This window comes from Pseudomonas sp. So3.2b, from assembly GCF_019464415.1.
Taxonomy (GTDB): Bacteria; Pseudomonadota; Gammaproteobacteria; order Pseudomonadales; family Pseudomonadaceae; genus Aquipseudomonas; species Aquipseudomonas shahriarae.
The window spans coordinates 4,764,259-4,783,456 of record NZ_CP080494.1 but is presented as its reverse complement, the minus strand read 5'-3'; the positions used below and the strand labels follow the sequence as shown (position 1 = coordinate 4,783,456).

19 protein-coding genes are annotated in these 19,198 nt (G+C 59.1%); 13 read left to right on the top strand and 6 right to left on the bottom strand.

What is annotated here, in order from left to right; translation table 11 throughout:
- Positions 1-105: 105 nt before the first annotated feature.
- Positions 106-1,029 carry a universal stress protein gene (locus K1X80_RS21415; RefSeq protein WP_057960439.1) on the bottom strand — a complete coding sequence of 308 codons (924 nt, stop codon included), beginning with the start codon at positions 1,027-1,029 and terminating at the stop codon, positions 106-108.
- Between the two features lie 263 nt (positions 1,030-1,292).
- On the opposite strand from K1X80_RS21415, the gene K1X80_RS21410 reads away from it, so the two are divergent.
- The 3 genes from K1X80_RS21410 to K1X80_RS21400 all read left to right on the top strand — a co-directional run bounded on the left by K1X80_RS21410 (position 1,293) and on the right by K1X80_RS21400 (position 4,945).
- Positions 1,293-2,366: an NAD(P)-dependent alcohol dehydrogenase gene (locus K1X80_RS21410; protein WP_057444072.1), complete on the top strand. Its 1,074-nt coding sequence runs from the start codon at positions 1,293-1,295 to the stop codon at positions 2,364-2,366.
- 315 nt (positions 2,367-2,681) lie between these two features.
- Entirely contained in the window at positions 2,682-3,920 is a 1,239-nt protein-coding gene (locus tag K1X80_RS21405) for a DUF4010 domain-containing protein (RefSeq protein ID WP_120733940.1), read from the top strand.
- A gap of 101 nt (positions 3,921-4,021) precedes the next feature.
- Positions 4,022-4,945: a universal stress protein gene (locus tag K1X80_RS21400; RefSeq protein ID WP_120733938.1), complete on the top strand. Its 924-nt coding sequence runs from the start codon at positions 4,022-4,024 to the stop codon at positions 4,943-4,945.
- Positions 4,946-4,999: 54 nt separating this feature from the next.
- Here K1X80_RS21400 and K1X80_RS21395 read toward each other — a convergent pair whose 3' ends face one another.
- Positions 5,000-5,563: a GNAT family N-acetyltransferase gene (locus K1X80_RS21395; protein WP_120733936.1), complete on the bottom strand. Its 564-nt coding sequence runs from the start codon at positions 5,561-5,563 to the stop codon at positions 5,000-5,002.
- Positions 5,564-5,843: 280 nt separating this feature from the next.
- Here K1X80_RS21395 and K1X80_RS21390 point away from each other — a divergent pair, with 280 nt between their 5' ends.
- On the top strand, positions 5,844-7,232 hold the full coding sequence (locus K1X80_RS21390; RefSeq protein ID WP_120733934.1) for an MBL fold metallo-hydrolase RNA specificity domain-containing protein: 1,389 nt from the start codon (positions 5,844-5,846) through the stop codon (positions 7,230-7,232).
- Between the two features lie 384 nt (positions 7,233-7,616).
- Positions 7,617-8,996, top strand: a complete 1,380-nt coding sequence (locus K1X80_RS21385; protein WP_057960434.1) for an MFS transporter — start codon at positions 7,617-7,619, stop codon at positions 8,994-8,996.
- A 60-nt stretch (positions 8,997-9,056) separates the two neighbouring features.
- Here K1X80_RS21385 and K1X80_RS21380 read toward each other — a convergent pair whose 3' ends face one another.
- The 4 genes from K1X80_RS21380 to flgA form a co-directional block, all read right to left on the bottom strand.
- The gene (locus K1X80_RS21380; protein ID WP_120733932.1) at positions 9,057-9,806 is read right to left on the bottom strand and encodes a flagellar brake protein; all 750 of its coding nucleotides are present in this window, start codon (positions 9,804-9,806) and stop codon (positions 9,057-9,059) included.
- Between the two features lie 95 nt (positions 9,807-9,901).
- Positions 9,902-10,369 (bottom strand): flagella synthesis protein FlgN, encoded by a 468-nt coding sequence (locus tag K1X80_RS21375; protein ID WP_057439691.1) that lies wholly within the window; start codon positions 10,367-10,369, stop codon positions 9,902-9,904.
- A 48-nt stretch (positions 10,370-10,417) separates the two neighbouring features.
- Positions 10,418-10,735, bottom strand: a complete 318-nt coding sequence (gene flgM / locus K1X80_RS21370) for a flagellar biosynthesis anti-sigma factor FlgM (RefSeq protein WP_057960432.1) — start codon at positions 10,733-10,735, stop codon at positions 10,418-10,420.
- A gap of 142 nt (positions 10,736-10,877) precedes the next feature.
- Entirely contained in the window at positions 10,878-11,642 is a 765-nt protein-coding gene (gene flgA, locus K1X80_RS21365; protein ID WP_057960431.1) for a flagellar basal body P-ring formation chaperone FlgA, read from the bottom strand.
- 81 nt (positions 11,643-11,723) lie between these two features.
- On the opposite strand from flgA, the gene K1X80_RS21360 reads away from it, so the two are divergent.
- The 8 genes from K1X80_RS21360 (at position 11,724) to K1X80_RS21325 (ending at position 19,124) form a co-directional block, all read left to right on the top strand.
- On the top strand, positions 11,724-12,656 hold the full coding sequence (locus K1X80_RS21360) for a chemotaxis protein CheV (protein ID WP_057439688.1): 933 nt from the start codon (positions 11,724-11,726) through the stop codon (positions 12,654-12,656).
- A 43-nt stretch (positions 12,657-12,699) separates the two neighbouring features.
- Complete coding sequence (gene cheR, locus K1X80_RS21355; RefSeq protein WP_057439687.1) at positions 12,700-13,527, top strand: protein-glutamate O-methyltransferase CheR; 828 nt, start codon at positions 12,700-12,702, stop codon at positions 13,525-13,527.
- A 214-nt stretch (positions 13,528-13,741) separates the two neighbouring features.
- A complete protein-coding gene (locus K1X80_RS21350; protein ID WP_128593708.1) occupies positions 13,742-14,647 on the top strand; it encodes a hypothetical protein in 906 nt (301 codons plus the stop codon).
- Between the two features lie 308 nt (positions 14,648-14,955).
- Entirely contained in the window at positions 14,956-15,363 is a 408-nt protein-coding gene (flgB, locus tag K1X80_RS21345) for a flagellar basal body rod protein FlgB (RefSeq protein WP_057439685.1), read from the top strand.
- 3 nt (positions 15,364-15,366) lie between these two features.
- On the top strand, positions 15,367-15,810 hold the full coding sequence (gene flgC / locus K1X80_RS21340; RefSeq protein WP_029294486.1) for a flagellar basal body rod protein FlgC: 444 nt from the start codon (positions 15,367-15,369) through the stop codon (positions 15,808-15,810).
- Between the two features lie 16 nt (positions 15,811-15,826).
- A complete protein-coding gene (gene flgD, locus K1X80_RS21335) occupies positions 15,827-16,558 on the top strand; it encodes a flagellar hook assembly protein FlgD (protein ID WP_057960429.1) in 732 nt (243 codons plus the stop codon).
- 31 nt (positions 16,559-16,589) lie between these two features.
- A complete protein-coding gene (flgE, locus tag K1X80_RS21330) occupies positions 16,590-17,909 on the top strand; it encodes a flagellar hook protein FlgE (RefSeq protein WP_057960428.1) in 1,320 nt (439 codons plus the stop codon).
- A gap of 216 nt (positions 17,910-18,125) precedes the next feature.
- Positions 18,126-19,124: a hypothetical protein gene (locus tag K1X80_RS21325; protein ID WP_258571532.1), complete on the top strand. Its 999-nt coding sequence runs from the start codon at positions 18,126-18,128 to the stop codon at positions 19,122-19,124.
- Positions 19,125-19,198 lie beyond the last annotated feature (74 nt).

The window sequence follows — 19,198 nt, the reverse complement described above, 5'->3', positions numbered from 1 at the left end:
TTAGGGGCTTATCTCCACTTCCCGAACGTCCAGGCCGAGCGCTAGGGCGGGGCCCCCATTTTTCTCTCCCGCCCAGCCCCGCCAGCCCCACATCCCACCCTGCCTTCAAAGCAACTCCTGCGGAGAAATCACCCAAGCGCTGCAGGGCATCTTGTACAGCAGGTGTTCCACAGTGCTGCCGATTAATCGGTCCATGGCCCGATGGCCTATTCGGCCCATCACAATCACATCGGTCTCATAGGCACTCGCGTAGCTGGCAAGCACCTTGGCGGGGTTGCCCATGATCATGTGCTGGCGCTCCGGTGGAATACCGTTGCGCTCCGCCAGTTCGTGGAAGGCATCGGCCTGGGCATCAAACAGTGTCCGGGCTTTGCTGGAGGAGAAGAAGCTTGCGCCATTTTCGAAACCGAATTCATCGGCACTGATAGCTGAAAGGTCGTGGGCATAAATGACGTCTAGTTCTGCGTGACAGATGCTCGCTAGTTTCGCGGCCTCTTGCACAATGGTGTCGTTGAAATCTTTGTATTGCCCGTCGCGATGAAAAGGGTCTACTGCAGCGATGATCTTGCGGGGCAGGGCGTGGTGCATATGGCTGACGAAATGCAAGGGTACCGGGCATTCGCGCAACAGGTGGACATCCAGTGGCGTAAACATCAGGCGTGAAAGCAGCGATTCATGCTCCAGCGCCTTGATCAACACCGCCATGGGTTGTTCTTTGAGGTGGATGAGGATTTCCTGCAAGGGGTCGTTCACCCAGACCACTTCAGTGGTGACATGCACCCCGATTCTGCGCAACGGGCGGGCCTGGTCTTCCAACCATTGGCGATGGCGTTCGACATAGCCGATGCGCATTTGCTCCAGCGCTTGCTCGTTGACCAGCCCGGCCGTTGCCAGCCCCTCGAGATAGTCAAATGCCACGATGTGCAATGCCGCATCCGCAGCCTTGGCCAGGGCGGCGGCTCGATCAAAAGCGGGGCTGTTCTCCATCAAGGGTGGGACGACCAACATGAAGCGTGATTGATCAGACATGACATCTCTCCCGTAGGTAAATGCGCAGGTGCCCGCCCCAATCGCCGCGCAGCCATTGGAACCTGAAACCTCGCAATTAGAGTGTGGCGGACTGCGGGAGGTCGGGTTGATCTTTGTCAAACCCAGGGGGCAATCGGGTGGCAACCCGACGTGCGGTCGGTCAGCGACGAAATTGTTGACCATTATCAATCTTTCCAGTGTTTCCTCGGCGCAGTCTTATAGGCGTGCCGAACCTGGCGCACCCACAGTGGCGGAGGATCACCATGGCGACCATGAAAGCGGCTGTTTTCGTTGAAAAGAACCGGATCGTCCTGGAAGACAAACCCATCCCCACTGTGGGGCCTCTGGATGCTTTGATCCGGATTACCACGACGACCCTCTGCGGTACCGACGTGCACATCTTGCGCGGTGAGTATCCGGTGGCCAAAGGGCTGACGGTGGGGCATGAGCCCGTAGGGGTCATTGAGCAGTTGGGCTCGCAGGTGCGCGGCTTTGTCGAAGGGCAGCGGGTCATTGCCGGTGCCATCACTCCCAGCGGGCAAAGTTACGCTTGCCTCTGTGGCTGTGCTTCGCAGGATGGCCCGGACACCCGCCACGGTTTTCGCGCCACGGGTGGCTGGAAGTTCGGCAATAGTATTGACGGTTGCCAGGCGGAGTACGTGCTGGTGCCAGACGCCACCGCCAATTTATGCCCGATTCCGGACGGCCTCAGCGATGAGCAGGTGTTGATGTGCCCGGACATTATGTCCACCGGTTTTTCCGGGGCAGAGCGCGCCGAGGTCAGCATCGGCGATACCGTTGCGGTGTTCGCCCTCGGGCCAATCGGCCTCTGTGCAGTGGCCGGCGCGCGTCTCAAGGGCGCGACTACCATCATTGGCGTCGATGCCGTGCCTGCGCGGATGAGTGTTGCGCGGCGCCTGGGGGCCACCCATGTGGTCAACTTCAAGGACGGTAATGTCGTCGAGCAAATCATGGCCTTGACCGATGGGCGTGGGGTGGATGTGTCCATCGAGGCATTGGGCACGCAAGGCACGTTCGAGTCCGCTTTGCGGGTCTTGCGCCCCGGTGGTCGGTTATCCAGTCTCGGCGTTTATTCCAGTGACTTGCGCATACCCCTGGATGCCTTCGCCGCCGGGCTCGGGGACTACAGTATTGTCACGACCCTGTGCCCCGGCGGCAAAGAGCGTATGCGCCGGCTGATGGCGGTGGTTAACAGCGGCGGTGTGGACCTGTCACCCCTGGTAACCCATCGTTTCAAGCTCGACGACATTGAAGCGGCCTATGAGCTGTTTGCTCACCAGCAGGATGGTGTGATGAAGGTCGCGATTACGCCGTGAAGATGGGGTTAGAGGGGGTCTGGAGGTCGTCAATGCTAATTGATATCACGCAGGAGCAGGCAACCGCATGCTGGGTTGTGCACATGGAAGGTGTCGCAGTGGAGTTCAAAACCCTGGAAGGTGCGCAGGCATTCGTCAGGCGACTCCGGACGCGTATAGACGCGCCGCATGCCTGGCCGATCAATGTCGATCCGCCCCCTGTCCGGCGAGCGGCCCACGCAGCTCGATAGCCCAGCGACATGGTTGCAACGGTTCGGCCGACCTCGTGGAGTCACGAGTGGGTCGCAAGACAAGGCCAGCATCGATGACAAAACCATGAATGAAACCCTCGGCATGGCAGGCGCGGCAACCGCACTGGGGATCGGTATGCTCATTGGGCTGGAGCGCGAGCGGCACAAAGGGCAGGGACAAGGCCGCGCCTGTGCAGGACTGCGCACGTTTGCGATCACCGCGCTGTTGGGTTATGTGGCGATGCAGGTCGGCGCCGGTCTGCTGGTCGGGATCGTGGCGATAACCCTTGGGTTGCTGGTCACCGTGGCGTACTGGCGCAGCCTGAGCGATGACCCGGGCGTCACCAGTGAAGTGGCATTGATCACGGTTTTGCTGCTGGGGGCGATGTGCAGTACATCGCCCGAACTGGCCATCGCCATCGCCGTGGTGATGGCGGGCCTGCTGACCTATCGACAGAAGCTGCACTACTTTGCCCGTAACCAACTGACTGATGTGGAAGTGCGCGACGGCCTGGTACTGGCGACTGCCGCGCTGGTGGTGCTGCCGCTGGTCCCTGACCGCTTTATCGGCGCCTACGCCGCGATCAACCTGCGCACCATTTGCACGCTCACGGTATTGCTCATGGTAGTGGGGGCGGTGGGGCATATTGCTGTGCGCACCCTGGGCACCCGGTATGGGTATGCAATCAGTGCCATTGCTTCGGGATTTGCCTCCAGCACCGTGACCATTGCCACCATGGGGAATATCGCCGCCAGGGAGCCGGAGAACATCAAGGTCTTGAGTGCCGCCGCGATCTTCTCCAACCTGGCGACTGTCACCCAAGTCGGGCTGATCATGGGGGCGGTCGACAGCAGTCTGTTACGTCATATCTGGGGACCGCTGTTGTGCGGCGCCGCTGCTACAGCGCTGTATGGACTGTGCTTGATGTTTCCCCGGCCTGCGAATGACGTGGGGCAACCGATCAAGGTCGGCGGCGCGTTCAATCTCAAGCTGGCGCTGGTGGTCTCATTGACCATGACCGGCATCACTTTCCTGTCGTCGGTGATGCTCAATCACTTCGGTGAAATCGGAGTCATGCTCACGGCGACCCTGTCCGGCCTCGCCGATGCCCATTCCTCGACAGCATCAATTTCGACATTGGCCAAGTCCGGTCAGTTGCCACTTAGCGCCACCACTATTCCTATACTGATTGCAGTCAGCAGTAACACGCTGAGCAAATGCCTGGTGGCGTGGATCAGCGGCGGGCGACGGTTCGCCGCTTACGTTATCCCGGGCCAGGTCTTGCTGACGCTGGCCATGTGGGCCGGGATCTTGCTTCTTTGAAACACATTCAACCTGGTACCTGATGAAGATCAAGTTGGCTGAGTCGGGTGCGTTCACTCTATAGGTGTCAGCAACCAAAAGGCCACGTGCCGAGGTGTCCCATGTCGCAGGCTCAGCGTTTACTGTTAATTGCCCCCTCAACCCTGACCCGTACACCCGCGTTCGAGCGGGCCGGCGCGTTGGCCAAGGCGATGCAAATGCCTTTGCACATTGTCGCATTTGACTACTTGCAGGCCTTGGCGGTGGCCGGCCTGTTCGCCCCTGAGCAAATGAACCGGGCCCGTGACGGTTATTTGCAAAACCACAGGCAGTGGCTCACGGAGCAGGCGGGGTTGATCAGCCAACACGGGGTGCAGGTCACCAGCGAAGTGGTGTGGGTGCAACACCCTTACGAAGAAATCCTGCACTTTGTCAGTGAGATGCCACTGGCGTTGATCATCAAGGATGCGCAGGAAGAATCAGCCTTGCAGCGGATCTTTTTCGCACCCCTGGACTGGCAGTTACTGCGCGATTGTCCGGTACCTGTGCATTTGGTGACCAACGCGCTCAACCCTCGGCCGCGCAATATCCTGGCCATCGTCGATGTGCTGCGCAATGAGGAGCAGGACAATGTGTTCAACGACCAGATCATCAACGCAGCGGTAAAGCTGGCCAACGAGTGCGATGCCCACCTTGAGTTGATGCATGTGTATGACTGGGCGGCGATCTACGTCCAGGACATGGGCTTTGGTGCCTTGCCCCTGGCCACTGGGATTTATGAGGCGCTGGGCACGACTCAGCGGGAAGTGTTTGCCGCCATGGCTGAACGCCATGGTGTACCGCCAGAGTATCGCCACTTCATCGAGGGCAACCCGGTGTTGAGTATTTGTGAGTTCGCTGCCGAGCATCGCACGGACATCATTGTGATGGGCACGATTCAGCACAAGGGGTTGAACAAGTTGCTCGGGACCACCGCTGAACAACTCCTGCAGCGAGCGCCATGCAGTGTGCTGGCAATCAAGCCCGGGCGGGTATTGCAATCCTGAGCAGGCCACGGCCCCGCGCTGGAGCGTTGAGCGCAGCAGCGCGGGGCCGTAGCTCTACAGGTGACGGCTATGGATCACTTGGTGGGGGTCACGGGGATCAATGCATGACTCGAAGCCCAGGGCTCTGACCAGGTTACGCATGGGGATATTGCTCGCGGCATCCACCGAATACATCCGGCGGTAGCCATTCTTGCTGGCGGCGTTGATCAAATGTTTCATCAGTAGAGTGCCCAGGCCCAGGTGCGCCCATTCATCGGCTACTGTTACTGCGCACTCACAGTCATCCTTGCCGGTAGCGGCGTAACGGCTGATGCCGATCTCGATCAGATGACCGTTTTCGTGCGCCAGCGCGATATAGGCCACTCGATGTTGCTTATCGGTGTCCATCAACGTATTGAGCAGGCTGTCACTGGGCTCGTTGATCTGCGCCAGGAAGCGCATATGTCTCGATTCGGGGGACAAGCGTTTGATAAACGCATACTCACGCTCGCGATCCTTGTCCTCGAGCGGCCGTATCAGTACGTGGCGACCGTCCCTGAGCGCTTCGATCCAGTGTTCTGCGGTGACGGTGGCATAAACTGCCGCCGCCCGATCATTGTGGTCTTTGAAGGTGAGCATGGGTGAGCCTCCATCTGATGTAAAAGGCCGGCGCGCGCAGATAAACCTCGCGGTGCTTCCTTTCTACGTCGTTGAGGGCTTTGGGCGCTGATCTGGATCAGCTACTTGTGTTGGCATCCTTGATTTTCGGATGACTGAGGTGGATTTCGCGGCGGCCCTGGGCGGATCAGCCATTTACGGAATTGGCGGCCCGTCACCCAGGCAGTTGATTGAAATCAACTGCACCTGCGTCATTAAGAGCGATCAATGGCACTTCCCTTGAGTATTCATGGAGACGGCTATGCATATGACATTTCTCGGTGCTGCGGGCACGGTCACCGGCAGTAAGTACCTGCTGCAGCACCACGACCATCATGTCCTGATCGACTGCGGCCTTTTCCAGGGCTATAAACAGCTGCGGCTGCACAATTGGGATGCGCTGCCGTTTCCGATCGGTGAACTCGATGCGATTGTGCTTACCCATGCCCACCTGGATCACAGTGGCTATCTACCGGTCCTGGTGCGCAATGGCTACCGCGGGCCGGTCTATGCCACGCCTGCGACCTGTGACCTGCTGAAGATCCTGCTGCTAGACAGTGGTCGCCTCCAGGAAGAAGAGGCTGAGTTTGCCAATCGGCATGGCTTTTCCAAGCACAGCCCGGCGGCGCCGCTGTATACCGAACAGGACGCCGAGCGAGCGCTGAAGCTGTTACGGCCGATCGAACTGCATAACAGGATTGAGATCGTCACCGGCATGACCCTCCAGCTGCGCGGCGCCGGGCATATATTGGGCGCGGCCACGGTCGAGGTGGTCGCCGATGGCGTTACGCTTGTGTGCTCGGGAGACTTGGGGCGACCCGACGACCCCTTGATGTTCGCTCCGGAGACCATCGAGCAGGCGGACTACCTGTTGGTGGAGTCGACCTACGGTGACCGCAAGCACCCGGCCGAGCTGCCAGAGGAGCAATTGGCCGACGTCATCACCCGCACCGCGCTGCGCCATGGCATTACCCTGGTACCTTCCTTCGCCGTCGGTCGGGCGCAGTTGCTGATGTACCACTTGTATCGGCTCAAGCAGCAACACTTGATTCCCGATGTGCCGATCTATCTCAATAGCCCCATGGCCACCGACGTCACCACGTTGTACCAGCGTTTTCGCAGCGAACACCGTTTGACCGCGCCGGAGTGCGAAGGCATGTGCCACGTCGCGAAGTTTGTGCGCACCACCGAAGATTCGATCCGCCTGGACCAGCAGCGCACGCCGGCGGTGATTATCGCTGCCAGCGGCATGGCTACCGGGGGGCGGGTGATCCACCACCTCAAGGCGTTGGCCCCCAACCCGATCAATACGCTGCTGGTTCCCGGCTTCCAGGCGGGCGGTACCCGCGGCGCGCAAATTGTCGCGGGGGCTCCTTCCGTGCGTATTCATGGCAAGGAGGTGCCCATCAGGGCCGAGGTGGTGCCGATGCAGTCCCTGTCGGCACATGCGGATGCCGATGAAATCATGCAATGGCTTCGCGGGTTCAAGCAGCCACCGAAACACACCTATGTGGTGCACGGCGAACCCAATGCCTCGGATGTGCTGCGCCGACGTATCAGCCTGGAGCTGGGCTGGTCGGTCTCGGTGCCGGAGTATCGCGATAGCGTCGAACTCAGCGCCACCGATCACCCTTCGAACATATCCGGCTGATAGCAAACAGTCCTTGCCGCTTTACGGCAGGCTCCAGACTGGCCAAGGGGTTGACGCAGCCAGCCGCTGACGCTCGGGTTTTTTCCAGGAGCAGGGCCTCGTTAGCCGTTTGGCCAGTGCCGTCTGGCTGGCGGGCGCGATATATTGTGCAGACCTTGTACCTTGCCCCCGGTCTGAGTGCGTCTGACACGTAACTCACAGAAGAAGGAACTGTTGGGTGTCGAGTTCATCGAAGGCTTCATGCTTCGATAAACCCGAAGTTGTCCCGCTTGTCGGATCAAAATATTCCCGGGTGCCTTAGGTGCCAGGGCTTAACGAGGCTTCGTCTTCAGGCTATCGTGTAAATAGCCTGACACCCACTGCAAGGAGCCGCTCGGAACGCCGATGCGCCAAATCTGGAAATCTTTTCGAGCCCTTTATTTCGCCTCCTTGATGATGCTGATCGGCTCCGGCCTGCTCAGTACTTACCTGGCCTTGCGCCTGGCGGCGGATAACGTCGACAGCCTGTGGGTCGGTGCGCTGATGGCGGCCAACTATTTTGGCCTGGTGCTGGGGGGCAAGATCGGGCATCGCCTGATCGCCCGGGTCGGGCATATCCGGGCCTATGCCACGTGTGCCGGGATCGTCGGTGCGGCGGTGTTGGGCCATGGCCTGGTGGATTGGCTGCCGGCCTGGATCGTGCTGCGGATAATCGTCGGCCTCGGCATGATGTGCCAGTACATGGTCATCGAGAGCTGGCTCAACGAGCAGGCCGACGCCAAGCAGCGGGGCGTGGTGTTCAGCGGTTATATGATCGCCTCCTACCTGGGCCTGGTGCTGGGCCAGCTGATTCTGGTCATGCACCCCCAATTGGGGCTTGAGCTGCTGATGTTGGTGGCGCTGTGTTTCGCCCTGTGCCTGGTGCCGGTGGCCATGACTCGGCGTATTCACCCGGCGCCCTTGCATCCGGCGCCCATGGAGCCACGCTTCTTTATCAAGCGCGTGCCGCAGTCCCTGAGTACGGTGTTGGGTGCCGGCCTGATCGTCGGCTCTTTCTACGGTCTGGCGCCGCTGTATGCGGCCCAGCAGGGGTTGAGCACCGAGCAGGTCGGTCTGTTCATGGGTAGCTGCATTTTTGCCGGCCTGCTGGTGCAGTGGCCGTTGGGCTGGCTGTCGGATCGTTATGACCGTGCGCTGCTGATCCGCTGCTTCGCCCTGTGCCTGGCGGTGGCGGCATTGCCGCTGGCGATCATGACTCAGGTGCCGTTGGAAGTGCTGTTTATAGCCGGCTTCCTGTGCTCGCTGGTGCAGTTCTGCCTGTATCCGCTGGCCGTGGCATTTTCCAATGACCATGTCGAAGGTGATCGCCGGGTCTCGCTCACGGCGATGTTGCTGGTGACCTACGGGGTGGGCGCCAGTGTCGGGCCGTTGCTGGCAGGCGTGGTCATGAAGCTGTTCGGCAACCAGATGCTGTATGCGTTCTTCAGCTTGTGCGCCTTGATCCTGGTCTGGCGCATCCGCCCCAAGGCGGTGACCAATCTGCATCAGGTGGACGATGCGCCGCTGCATCACGTGGCGATGCCCGACAGCATGTCCAGCTCGCCCCTGGTGGCTGCCCTCGATCCGCGTGTGGATGAGCAAGTGGTGCAGGACCAGATGCAAACCACCGCGCCGGAACCTGCGCCCGAAGCCGAACCTGAAGTGGAGCCACAACCTGAGCCCGAGCCGCCGGAGCATCCGGACCCGGAAGACCACCCGCATGACCTGAGCCGGGCCCGTCCCTGAAACGAAAAACGGGCAGTTCCCCAAGGAGCTGCCCGTTTTTTTGTGCCTGTGGTTCGGCGCTTACATATCGTCGTCTTTATCGAACCGGCGCGCCTCGCGCTGCAGTTGATAGACAAAACGCTCAACCTGACGCTGCACCAGGCCGCTCATGTTGTGGAAGCGCACACCGGCAAAGGTGGTGTTGATCCTTTCTTCAAAGTGCAGGTAACGCAACTCCACCGCCGTGGTCATGCTGCCGAAGGGCAGGGCGGCGATAAAGCGGTCGTAGACCTGGCCCAATTGCAGGCGCTCGGAGATATCACCTTCAAAGCGCAGCTTGCAGCCGGTGGCGGAGATGTCCAGCAACTTGCCGCTGAGAGGCGCCTTGAGTTTCTCGCCGCCCAATTCGATATTCACCAGTTGCGCCAGTTTCAATGCCGCACGAAAGGCATTGCGGCGCTGATGGTAGACCACTTCTTCAGGCAGGCTGCCCTTGTAGATGCGGTGGCCGTCTTTTGTGCCGATGGTCAGGCTGCCATTGCTGTCCCAGGCCACGCGCACGCCTTCGTGGAAACCTTCGATGCGAAATGCTTCGCCATTTTCCAGATAGCGCTCACCTTCGGGCGGGATCATTTCGTCCAGGCTCAGGGTCTTGCTGTCCTTGTCGACATCCACCAGGTAGCTCTGGAAGCGCTGGTTGCGTTCGTGGAAGGTGATGATCAGCGGGTCGTGGCTCTCTTGCAGCAGCCGCAGGGTGCCGGCAATTTCCAGAGGGGTGGTGAGGACCTTGGGTGGCTGCGGAGCATCTTCCGCGTTGAGGGTGTTGAACACGGTTCTTCCATCTCCAGACAAAATACGACTACACGCAAGAACCGGCATTTTGCCAGTATGTGGCGCGCCTTGATAGGGCGCGCGATAAACCGGCGTCAGGCTTGGCTGAGGGTGCTGGGCTTAACCAACCGTGAGGTGGAGCCCTGGGCGTTATACAGTGCTGGAGGTTCGCCACCGTGGAGGATGCGCAACTGGTTGGCGGTGGTGGCTTGCTGCAGTTGGATCGACTGGCCATTGAGCACATTGGCCTCCTGGCAACTGATCAACAACTGATTGAGCGCTGCGCTCTGAGCCAGCAACTGGTCACCGACCGATGAATGGCTGGCGAGCTGTTCCAGGCCGCTGTGATCAGCGGGCAGGCCCAGGCTGAGCAGGATCTGGCTGCGTTTCTGGCCGTGTTGTTCAAGCAGGATGATCAGCGATTGCTTGCGTGCCAGGATGTCTTCCAGCACGCGCATGTCGCGGCCGCACAGGGCCACGAATTCGTCTTGAAGCAGCTCCAGCAACTGTTGCGCCGGAGCCAGGTCTTCATTGATCAGTTGCAGCAGATTTTCGTCGTGCATGGCTGGCCTTGGGGTTTAAGCGTCCAAAAGCCTGGCGCAGGCCTTGGCCTAGCGCTCGGCTTTGATGATTTTGCCGGCTAAACGGTCGTTGTCGATCTGATAGCTGCCATCGGCAATTGCCTGCTTCAATTCGGCCACACGGGCTTTATTGACCACCGGCTGATCGCGCAGCGAGTCTGTGATCTTCTGCAACTGTTGAGCCTCGTTGCTCAAATGCACCGATTCGCCACTTTGGGTCGAAGCGGTCTGTTCTGCCTTGGCAGGCAGTGCCGGGGCCTTGGCTTCAACGCTGTCCTTGGCCGCGTTGGTACGCGTGCCGCCGGGCGTTGCCTGGGCGCTGTTCAATCGGCTGAAATCAATGACCATGTTAAAAAAACCTCTGGGTAATTGGACGCTTGCCATGTTTTCGGCCATACCCGGACAAACTTTAGGCGCGATCGACAATAAACCTGTGCACCGCCAGATCATGCGCACAGTGTAGGAAAAGCCAGCGTCCCACGCCAGTGATCTATAGCGCCACCTCCACTTGGCCAGGGGCTGTTACCCGAGCCTTGATCACACGTTTGGAGTTGAGGTTCTTCACGCGAATCTGCTCGCTCATCCCGCCACTGGCCAGGGCTTCCCCCGGCATTTTCACGTTCAGCCCCCCGCTGCTGGCGGATATCACCACATGGTCGCCCTTGCGCACCACTTCTGCCTGTTCCAGGTGAACCAGGGTGATGACCTGGTCGGTGACCATTGGTCGGGTCAGTTTTTGCCCGACGGCCTGGTCCACGGAGGTGAGGTAACCCTGTCTGATCTGGCTGATGTCCCGTTCGCGCAGGGCCACGTCTTCAAAACCGATGATGCCGGTGCGCTTGAGCGGGCGGGTGACGGTCACCACGTCACGATACAGGCGGACCTGGGCCGGCACGAACACGGTCCAGGGCGAACTGCCGTCGCAGCGCACGCGCACGGTCACGCGGCCAATGGGCTGGGCGGGGCTTTCCAGGGAGCCTGTCAATTCCTTGTCACACATGGGCATGCGCAAACGCGGGTCCAACTGGTTGACCTGGATTTCATAACGGCCCGGTGTCTGTGTGGTTGCCAGATAATCTTCTACAGTGAACTCAAGAAAGCCTTGAGTGACGCCGATAAGTAGATCAGGCAAGGTGACGTTGTCGGCACGGGCTGCAAGGCCGGTACCCAAGGCAAACAACGCCGTCCAGGCGCAGAGCAATCTGCGGTACTGTGGCGAGCGAAGGCGTCGGGAAACTGTCGTTTTGATGTCCATGGCCAATAAATAGCAAAGCGCGTGCCGTTTTGTGTTGGGTACGCGTCGTACCCGTAAGTTTTGTAGCGTAGGAGTCTGGGCATGGCGGGTGTAATGGATTCAGTGAACCAGCGCACACAGCTGGTAGGGCAGAATCGCCTGGAGTTGTTGCTGTTTCGTCTCGATGGCAAGCAGCTCTATGGCATTAACGTCTTTAAAGTGCGGGAGGTGCTGCAATGTCCCAAGCTCACCATAATGCCCAAGTCCAACCCGGTGGTGTGTGGCGTGGCCAACATCCGGGGTGCGACGATTCCTATTCTTGACCTGGCGATGGCCACCGGCTCTTCCGGCTTGCAGGATCGTGAGAGCCCGTTTGTGATCATCACCGAGTACAACACCAAGACCCAGGGTTTCCTGGTGCGCTCGGTGGAGCGCATCGTCAACATGAACTGGGAAGAGATCCATCCACCACCCAAGGGCACCGGGCGCGATCACTACCTCACGGCAGTGACGCGGGTCGATAACCAGTTGGTGGAAATCATCGACGTCGAGAAAATCCTCGCGGAAGTGGCACCGACGTCGGAGCAGATTTCGGTGGGGGTCGTGGATGAGCAGACCCAGCAAAAGGCCGTGTCCCTGCGGGTGTTGACGGTGGATGACTCCTCGGTGGCGCGCAAGCAGGTGTCCCGTTGCCTGCAGACCGTGGGTGTCGAAGTGGTGGCGCTCAATGATGGCCGCCAGGCGCTGGATTATCTGCGTAAGCTGGTGGACGAAGGCAAGAAGCCGGAAGAAGAATTCCTGATGATGATTTCCGACATCGAGATGCCGGAAATGGACGGCTACACCCTCACGGCCGAGATACGCAACGACCCACGCATGCAAAAATTGCATATCATCCTGCATACTTCATTGTCCGGTGTATTCAATCAGGCGATGGTCAAGAAGGTCGGTGCCGATGACTTCCTGGCCAAATTCCGTCCTGATGACCTGGCATCCCGGGTAGTCGACCGGATCAAATCTGCAGATCACGGCTAGGGGCTTTCTCCCTGGCGGTCACACGAGTTAAGAGGCGGTTTCATTGTCTACGGGTAATTTGGATTTCGAACAGTTCCGGGTATTCCTGGAAAAAGCCTGTGGCATATTGCTTGGTGAAAACAAGCAATACCTGGTATCAAGCCGTCTCAACAAATTGATGGAGCAGCAGGGCATCAAGTCCCTGGGCGAGCTGGTGCAGCGCATCCAGGGCCAACCGCGCAGCGGGCTCAAGGAGATGGTGGTCGATGCCATGACCACTAACGAAACCTTATGGTTTCGCGATACTTATCCCTTCGAGGTGCTCAAGAACAAGGTATTGCCCGAGGCGATCAAGGCCAGCCCTGGCCAGCGCCTGCGCATCTGGTCGGCGGCGTGTTCGTCGGGGCAGGAACCGTATTCGCTGTCGATGTCCATCGACGAGTTCGAGCGGACCAACATGGGCCAGTTGAAGGCAGGGGTGCAAATTGTCGCCACTGACTTGTCCGGCACCATGCTGACCAACTGCAAGACGGGCGAATACGACAGCCTGGCCCTGGGCCGCGGTCTGTCGCCGGAGCGCCTGCAGCGTTATTTCGACCCCAAGGGGGCCGGGCGCTGGGCGGTCAAGGCGCCGATCAAGAGCCGGGTGGAGTTCCGCTCGTTCAACCTGCTGGACAGCTACGCCAGCCTGGGCAAGTTCGACATCGTGTTTTGCCGCAACGTCTTGATCTACTTCTCGGCTGAAGTGAAGAAGGACATCCTGTTGCGCATCCATGGCACGCTCAAGCGTGGAGGCTATCTGTTTCTCGGTGCTTCCGAGGCGCTCAATGGCTTGCCGGATCATTACCAGATGGTGCAGTGCAGCCCCGGTATTATCTACCAGGCCAAGTGATGGTTTGAGCCCGTTCTTCAGGACGCGGCAAGCCGTGCAAACAAGGGAGACCCGCAAGGGTCTCCCTTTTTTTTGCGCGGGATGTTCCCCCTTCTGGAACTTATGTTTCTCAGCTCGCCACGGATGGGTGGGCAAGTTCCGTTCGTTCAAAACGTAAGCCGTGTTGACGAGGGCGCGAAGTCTTTATCGCCACGTTCACCGGAAGGAGGAGGGTATGGGAAACATTTCGACAGAGCATCGTCCGGGAGGTGCACGTTTTGCGTTCGATCCGGTTATTGAATCGCGGCGTGTGCAGGATCCCCCCGCAGGGGCGGCAAGGGGGTGGGCAGGTTCCAGCCCTATGCCTGGCACTCAGGCGTCCGGGGCGCCGAGCATCAGCTTTTCCCCGGTCAATAGTGGGGTTTCGAGACAGGCTTTTAGCTACGACTCTTTTGCCTCCAGTGACTCTCTACCGACAAACGATTTCTCTTCTTTTGGAGGGGGCGATTCAGTCCGTGCCGGACTCAAGGCCGGGAAAGATACCGGGGATGTTTTTGCAGGGTTTTTTCAAGGGCGAAATGGTAACTGCGCCACGGTTTCAGCCATCAAGGCAATGATGGAGCGCTATGGCAAGAAGGAGACCGACCTCTTCAAGGATGTGAAGGAAACCCAGAATGGCTACCACATCACGTTGAAGGACGGGAGTGAGGTGAATTTGACTCGCCAGGAGATGGAGGCGGCAGAGCGTCATGCCGGCTTTAAAGGTAATGATCCTGTGATGAAAAAGACCGCAGTCCTGGCCTATGCGACCAGTGCCAAGAAAGCACAGGAAGCCAACCATGAAAATTCGAAATATGACTTTTCCAAGGCCCTGGACTCCCTTGGCAATGGTGAGCACACCAAGGACGCCTTTATCCGGCTGGGCATGAAGGATCATATTCGGCAGGGAACCGTAAGCGATCTGCAGAATGGCCGGCTGGGCATCATAGAGAAGGACGTCGCGGGGCCCGGTACGGCCCATTCGATGGTGGTGGTTGGAGGGGTAGAGGATCACTGGGGGAGCAAGGGCGGCAGGGTCCAGAGGGGAACCATGACCGGAAACGGCGTCGTATTTAAGGAAAACGTAATCCTTTTGACTTGATGGCGCCTTTAAGGCGCTTGATGCCGATAGTGGAAACCTTGCAAGAAAAGACCTTTGGTTGCTCATCGTCAACCAAAGGTCCCGGCCGGCCATCGCTGGCGGCAACGCCATCGATTATCTCCCCGGCATAAAACGGCAACACCCATTGCCGCTTTCCTGACGTTTCGCGGTCAAGCGTTGCCGCTTTTCCGGCATTGCCACCGGCAATATCTCCCTAAGCCCTTGATTTATGGGCTCTGAAAAACCTGGCATGGCGCTTGCTATAACCCTGTTACAGAAAAGCAGGTCAGCCCCTAAAGGTTTCCGCCATGAGCATCAGCTTCGATAAAGCGCTCGGTATCCATGAACAGGCCCTGGGCTTCCGCGCCCAGCGTGCCGAAGTCCTGGCTAACAACATCGCCAACGCCGATACCCCGAACTACAAGGCTCGGGACCTGGACTTTGCCGCCGTGCTCGCCGCACAGAGCGACAAGACCAAGAACGGCTCCTTCGCCTTGAACATGACCAATAACCGTCATATCGAAGCGCAGGGCCTGAGCAGTGGCGATGAGTCGCTGATGTATCGCACGCCGATGCAGCCGTCGATCGACCAGAACACGGTCGACGCGCAGCTGGAACAATCGAACTACGCCGAGAACTCGGTGAACTTCCAGGCCAGCTTCACCCTGCTCAACAGCAAATTCAAAGGGCTGATGTCAGCCCTGCGCGGAGAATAAGCCATGTCTCTATCCAGTGTTTTCAATATTGCCGGTAGTGGCATGAGCGCCCAGACCACGCGTCTGAACACGGTCGCCAGTAACATTGCCAACGCCGAAACGGTGTCGTCGAGCATCGACCAGACCTATCGCGCCCGGCACCCAGTGTTCGCCACCATGTTCCAGGCCGGTCAGAACGGCGGCAGCGACTCGTTGTTCCAGAGCCAGGATGCTGCCGGCCAGGGCGTGCAGGTGCTGGGTGTGGTCGAAGACCAGAGCAACCTCGACGCCCGCTACGAACCCAATCATCCCGCTGCGAACGAAAAGGGCTACGTGTACTACCCCAACGTCAACGTGGTCGAGGAAATGGCTGACATGATTTCCGCCAGTCGCTCGTTCCAGACCAACGCGGAAATGATGAACACCGCCAAAGCCATGATGCAGAAGGTCCTGACCCTCGGTCAGTGATAAGGGGCGCTAAAGCATGTCCGTCACTAACGATGTGTCGAGTAACTCGACGGTCCAGAGTCTGTTCGACTCCAAGGTCAAGGATGCCAAGTCCACTCAGGGCAACCTGGCCGATACGGCCAAGGCGGCCTCGGGCAACCAGTCCCTGGGCAAGGATGCATTCCTGCAACTGCTGGTCACCCAGCTGAAGAACCAGAACCCGCTGTCGCCCCAGGACAACGGCGCGTTCGTGGCCCAACTGGCGCAGTTCAGCAGCCTGGAAGGCATCAACACCTTGAACGACTCGGTGAACACCATCACCGGCAACTATAAGTCGTCGCAAGCGCTGCAAGCGTCTTCGCTGGTAGGGCGCTCGGTGATTATTGAAACCGACAAGGCCCTGGTTGATACCAGCAAGAGCTTTACCGGCTCGGTTGCCGTGGGGGCGTCGGTGGGCAGTGTCACCGTCAAGGTCACCGACAAGGACGGCAAGCTGGTCAAGACCATCGAGCTGGGCGCCCAGAGCGCCGGCAAGTCGGACTTTATCTGGGACGGTAAAAACGAAGCGGGCGAGCAGCTTGATTCTGGCACCTACACCTTCGCGGCCAGCACCAAGAATGACGCCGGTGATTCGGTCTCCCTGAAAACCTCGCTGCCGGCCACGGTCACCAGCGTGACCTTGAGCCAGACCGGCGGCGAAATGCTGCTCAATCTTTCTGGCGGCATGGGCAGCATCAAGCTGTCGCAAATTCAGACTATCGGTACATAGAGCCGGCTAAATACGGCAAGAGGAGAGAAACATGTCTTTTAATATCGGCCTTAGCGGCCTCTATGCGGCCAACAAACAACTGGACGTGACCGGCAACAACATCGCCAACGTCGCGACCACCGGTTTCAAGTCGTCCCGCGCAGAATTCGGCGACATTTATGCCGCGTCCCGCCTGGGCACCGGCAATAAAACCATCGGCACCGGCGTGAACCTGGCGGCCGTTTCCCAGCAGTTCACCCAGGGTGAAGTCAACGGCAGCGGCGGCGTGCTGGACATGGGTATCCAGGGCGGCGGCTTCTTCGTGCAGAAGGGCAGCGACGGTTCGCTGGAATACACCCGTAATGGCTCGTTCCAGGCGAACAAGGACGGCTACATCACCAACAACACCGGCACCTCGCGCCTGCAGGGCTATGCTGCCGATGAAGATGGCAAGATTTCCAAGAGCGGCCTGACCGATCTGCGGATCAACCTGTCCAACCTGCCGCCTAAAGCGTCGACCAAGGTTGACTCCAGCAGCAACCTGAACTCCTCCAAACCGGTGATCGACCAGACGACCAACCCGTTTGACCCGACTGTAGCGAGCTCGTTTACCGAGCAGTACGGCACCACCTTGTATGACACTCAAGGCAACGCCCATGAGATGGTGCAGTACATGGTGAAAACCGGCTCCAATACCTGGAACTCCTACACCCTGATCGACGGACGTAACCCTGACGGTACGCCGCTCAAGGGAACCGGTGCGGTTGCTCCGGTGGCCTCCACGGTGACATTTGATACCTCAGGCACCTTGACGGGGATCATTACCCCGCCAAGCACCGTATCCAATACCACCCTGACCATCAGCGACTGGAAGCCGGGCGTCATGGAAAATGGCGTGTGGAACCCTGACAACGGGGCTGCTGCCAACCCGGGCGGTATCGCGATCAACATGTCCGACATCACTCAGTACAACTCGGCCAGCTACCGTAACCCGCCGATCACTGATGGCTATGCCACCGGCGAAATCACCGGGCTGAAAATCGACGGCAGCGGTGTGCTGTTCGCCACCTTCAGCAACCAGCAGAGCAAGGCCATTGGCCAGATCTCCCTGGCCAGCTTCAACAATGAGCAAGGCCTGCAGCCTGCCGGTGGCACCACCTGGAAAGAAACCTTTGCCTCGGGCCAGCCTGGCTACGATACACCGGAAGCCGGGACCCTGGGCTCGATCGTGGCCAACTCCCTGGAGAACTCCAACGTCAACCTGACCAATGAGCTGGTGGACCTGATCAAGGCCCAGAGCAACTACCAGGCGAACGCCAAGACGATCTCCACCCAGAGCACCATCATGCAGACCATCATTCAGATGACGTGATGCGCTAGCGCTGGACAAGAAGCCCCTCGGAAGAGGGGCTTTTTTGTGGGCGTTGGAAAATCCCCCGCGACGCGTCAGGTAACGCGGTGAAATCCTTAGGAAGGAACACGCCGCTTCTGCCTTGCCACTGATTGGTCCAGAGCCCTGCGGGCTCATCCATCAGGGGGGCTGAGAATGTGGAGTTCAGGGGTGTCTGCGCCAGGTGCTGGGCGCGCAATGTTTGTACCTGCAGCATCAAGTGTGCCATCGCCTGCCCAGTCCGTAAGCGCAAAGTCTACGGTCAAGACGTCGCTGCGCCAGATGTTCGATGCTGAGCAAGGCGCCAGGACCCAGACGGTTCAGGATCTACGCGACAAATTGAATGTTCTGCGCGAGAAGCTGGGTGACGAGAAATTCAAGGAAATTCTCAACAGTGAGATCAAAGACGCGGATGACAAGTTTCTTGAATTTCTCAAGCGGTTGCTGGAGGAATGGTTTCCCGAGGATGTAGCACCACCGACCCCGCCATCGCCAAGAGGTGGCGGCGGGGGGGGTGGTGGCGGCGGTGGCGGTAGAGTGAGTCCGGGTGGGTTTGGCCCCACCGAGTCCATGAGCAATAAGCCGATTACCGAAGGCTCAAAGTATTACAACTACAAACCGGACAATAGTAACCCCGGGAAAAAGCCGAGCAATATCTGGAGCGGCTTCAGCCAGGGCGATGATGGCAACTGCATTACCGTTTCGGCGATAAAGGCCGCCATGATGCGGTACGGCCAGAAACCTACGGACATCTTCAAGGAGGTGAAGGAGACGGCCAACGGCTATGAAGTGACCATGCGCGATGGGGTCAAGGTGTCTTTTACCAAGGACGAATTGAAGCAGGCGGCCACACACGCTCGTTTCAAGGGTGACGACCCTCAGATGTTGACCGATGCCAACTTCCTGTATGCCGCAAGTGCCAAGCGCGCGCAGATGGAAAACAACGACGGCACGGCCGGACGCAGTTTCACGGCTGCGATGGACAGCCTCAACGATGGTGAGTACTCCCGCGAGGGGTTGGATCGTTTGGGCCTGAAGGGGCTTTACCGGCCGGCGACCGATGCTGACTTGAGAAACAGCAAGGTGGGAACCGTGGAATATAATGGCCACTCAATGGCCGTGATTGATGGCCGCATCGAGTTGTGGGGGCGGCGAGGCGGTGTACCTCAGTCGGGTCTGGCGACTGTGTTGATCTAGCCTGGGCCGGGTTTTTTGCCAGGCAAAAAAAGCCCCCGATACACCACTGGGCATATCGAGGGCTTTTTAGCCTA

Coding starts and splice junctions, on each gene's coding strand:
- K1X80_RS21415 (WP_057960439.1), bottom strand. CDS start 1,029: ATGTCTGATCAATCACGCTTCATGTTGGTCGTCCCACCCTTGATGGAG.
- K1X80_RS21410 (WP_057444072.1), top strand. CDS start 1,293: ATGGCGACCATGAAAGCGGCTGTTTTCGTTGAAAAGAACCGGATCGTC.
- K1X80_RS21405 (WP_120733940.1), top strand. CDS start 2,682: ATGAATGAAACCCTCGGCATGGCAGGCGCGGCAACCGCACTGGGGATC.
- K1X80_RS21400 (WP_120733938.1), top strand. CDS start 4,022: ATGTCGCAGGCTCAGCGTTTACTGTTAATTGCCCCCTCAACCCTGACC.
- K1X80_RS21395 (WP_120733936.1), bottom strand. CDS start 5,563: ATGCTCACCTTCAAAGACCACAATGATCGGGCGGCGGCAGTTTATGCC.
- K1X80_RS21390 (WP_120733934.1), top strand. CDS start 5,844: ATGCATATGACATTTCTCGGTGCTGCGGGCACGGTCACCGGCAGTAAG.
- K1X80_RS21385 (WP_057960434.1), top strand. CDS start 7,617: ATGCGCCAAATCTGGAAATCTTTTCGAGCCCTTTATTTCGCCTCCTTG.
- K1X80_RS21375 (WP_057439691.1), bottom strand. CDS start 10,369: ATGCACGACGAAAATCTGCTGCAACTGATCAATGAAGACCTGGCTCCG.
- flgM (WP_057960432.1), bottom strand. CDS start 10,735: ATGGTCATTGATTTCAGCCGATTGAACAGCGCCCAGGCAACGCCCGGC.
- flgA (WP_057960431.1), bottom strand. CDS start 11,642: ATGGACATCAAAACGACAGTTTCCCGACGCCTTCGCTCGCCACAGTAC.
- K1X80_RS21360 (WP_057439688.1), top strand. CDS start 11,724: ATGGCGGGTGTAATGGATTCAGTGAACCAGCGCACACAGCTGGTAGGG.
- K1X80_RS21350 (WP_128593708.1), top strand. CDS start 13,742: ATGGGAAACATTTCGACAGAGCATCGTCCGGGAGGTGCACGTTTTGCG.
- flgB (WP_057439685.1), top strand. CDS start 14,956: ATGAGCATCAGCTTCGATAAAGCGCTCGGTATCCATGAACAGGCCCTG.
- flgC (WP_029294486.1), top strand. CDS start 15,367: ATGTCTCTATCCAGTGTTTTCAATATTGCCGGTAGTGGCATGAGCGCC.
- flgD (WP_057960429.1), top strand. CDS start 15,827: ATGTCCGTCACTAACGATGTGTCGAGTAACTCGACGGTCCAGAGTCTG.
- flgE (WP_057960428.1), top strand. CDS start 16,590: ATGTCTTTTAATATCGGCCTTAGCGGCCTCTATGCGGCCAACAAACAA.
- K1X80_RS21325 (WP_258571532.1), top strand. CDS start 18,126: ATGTTTGTACCTGCAGCATCAAGTGTGCCATCGCCTGCCCAGTCCGTA.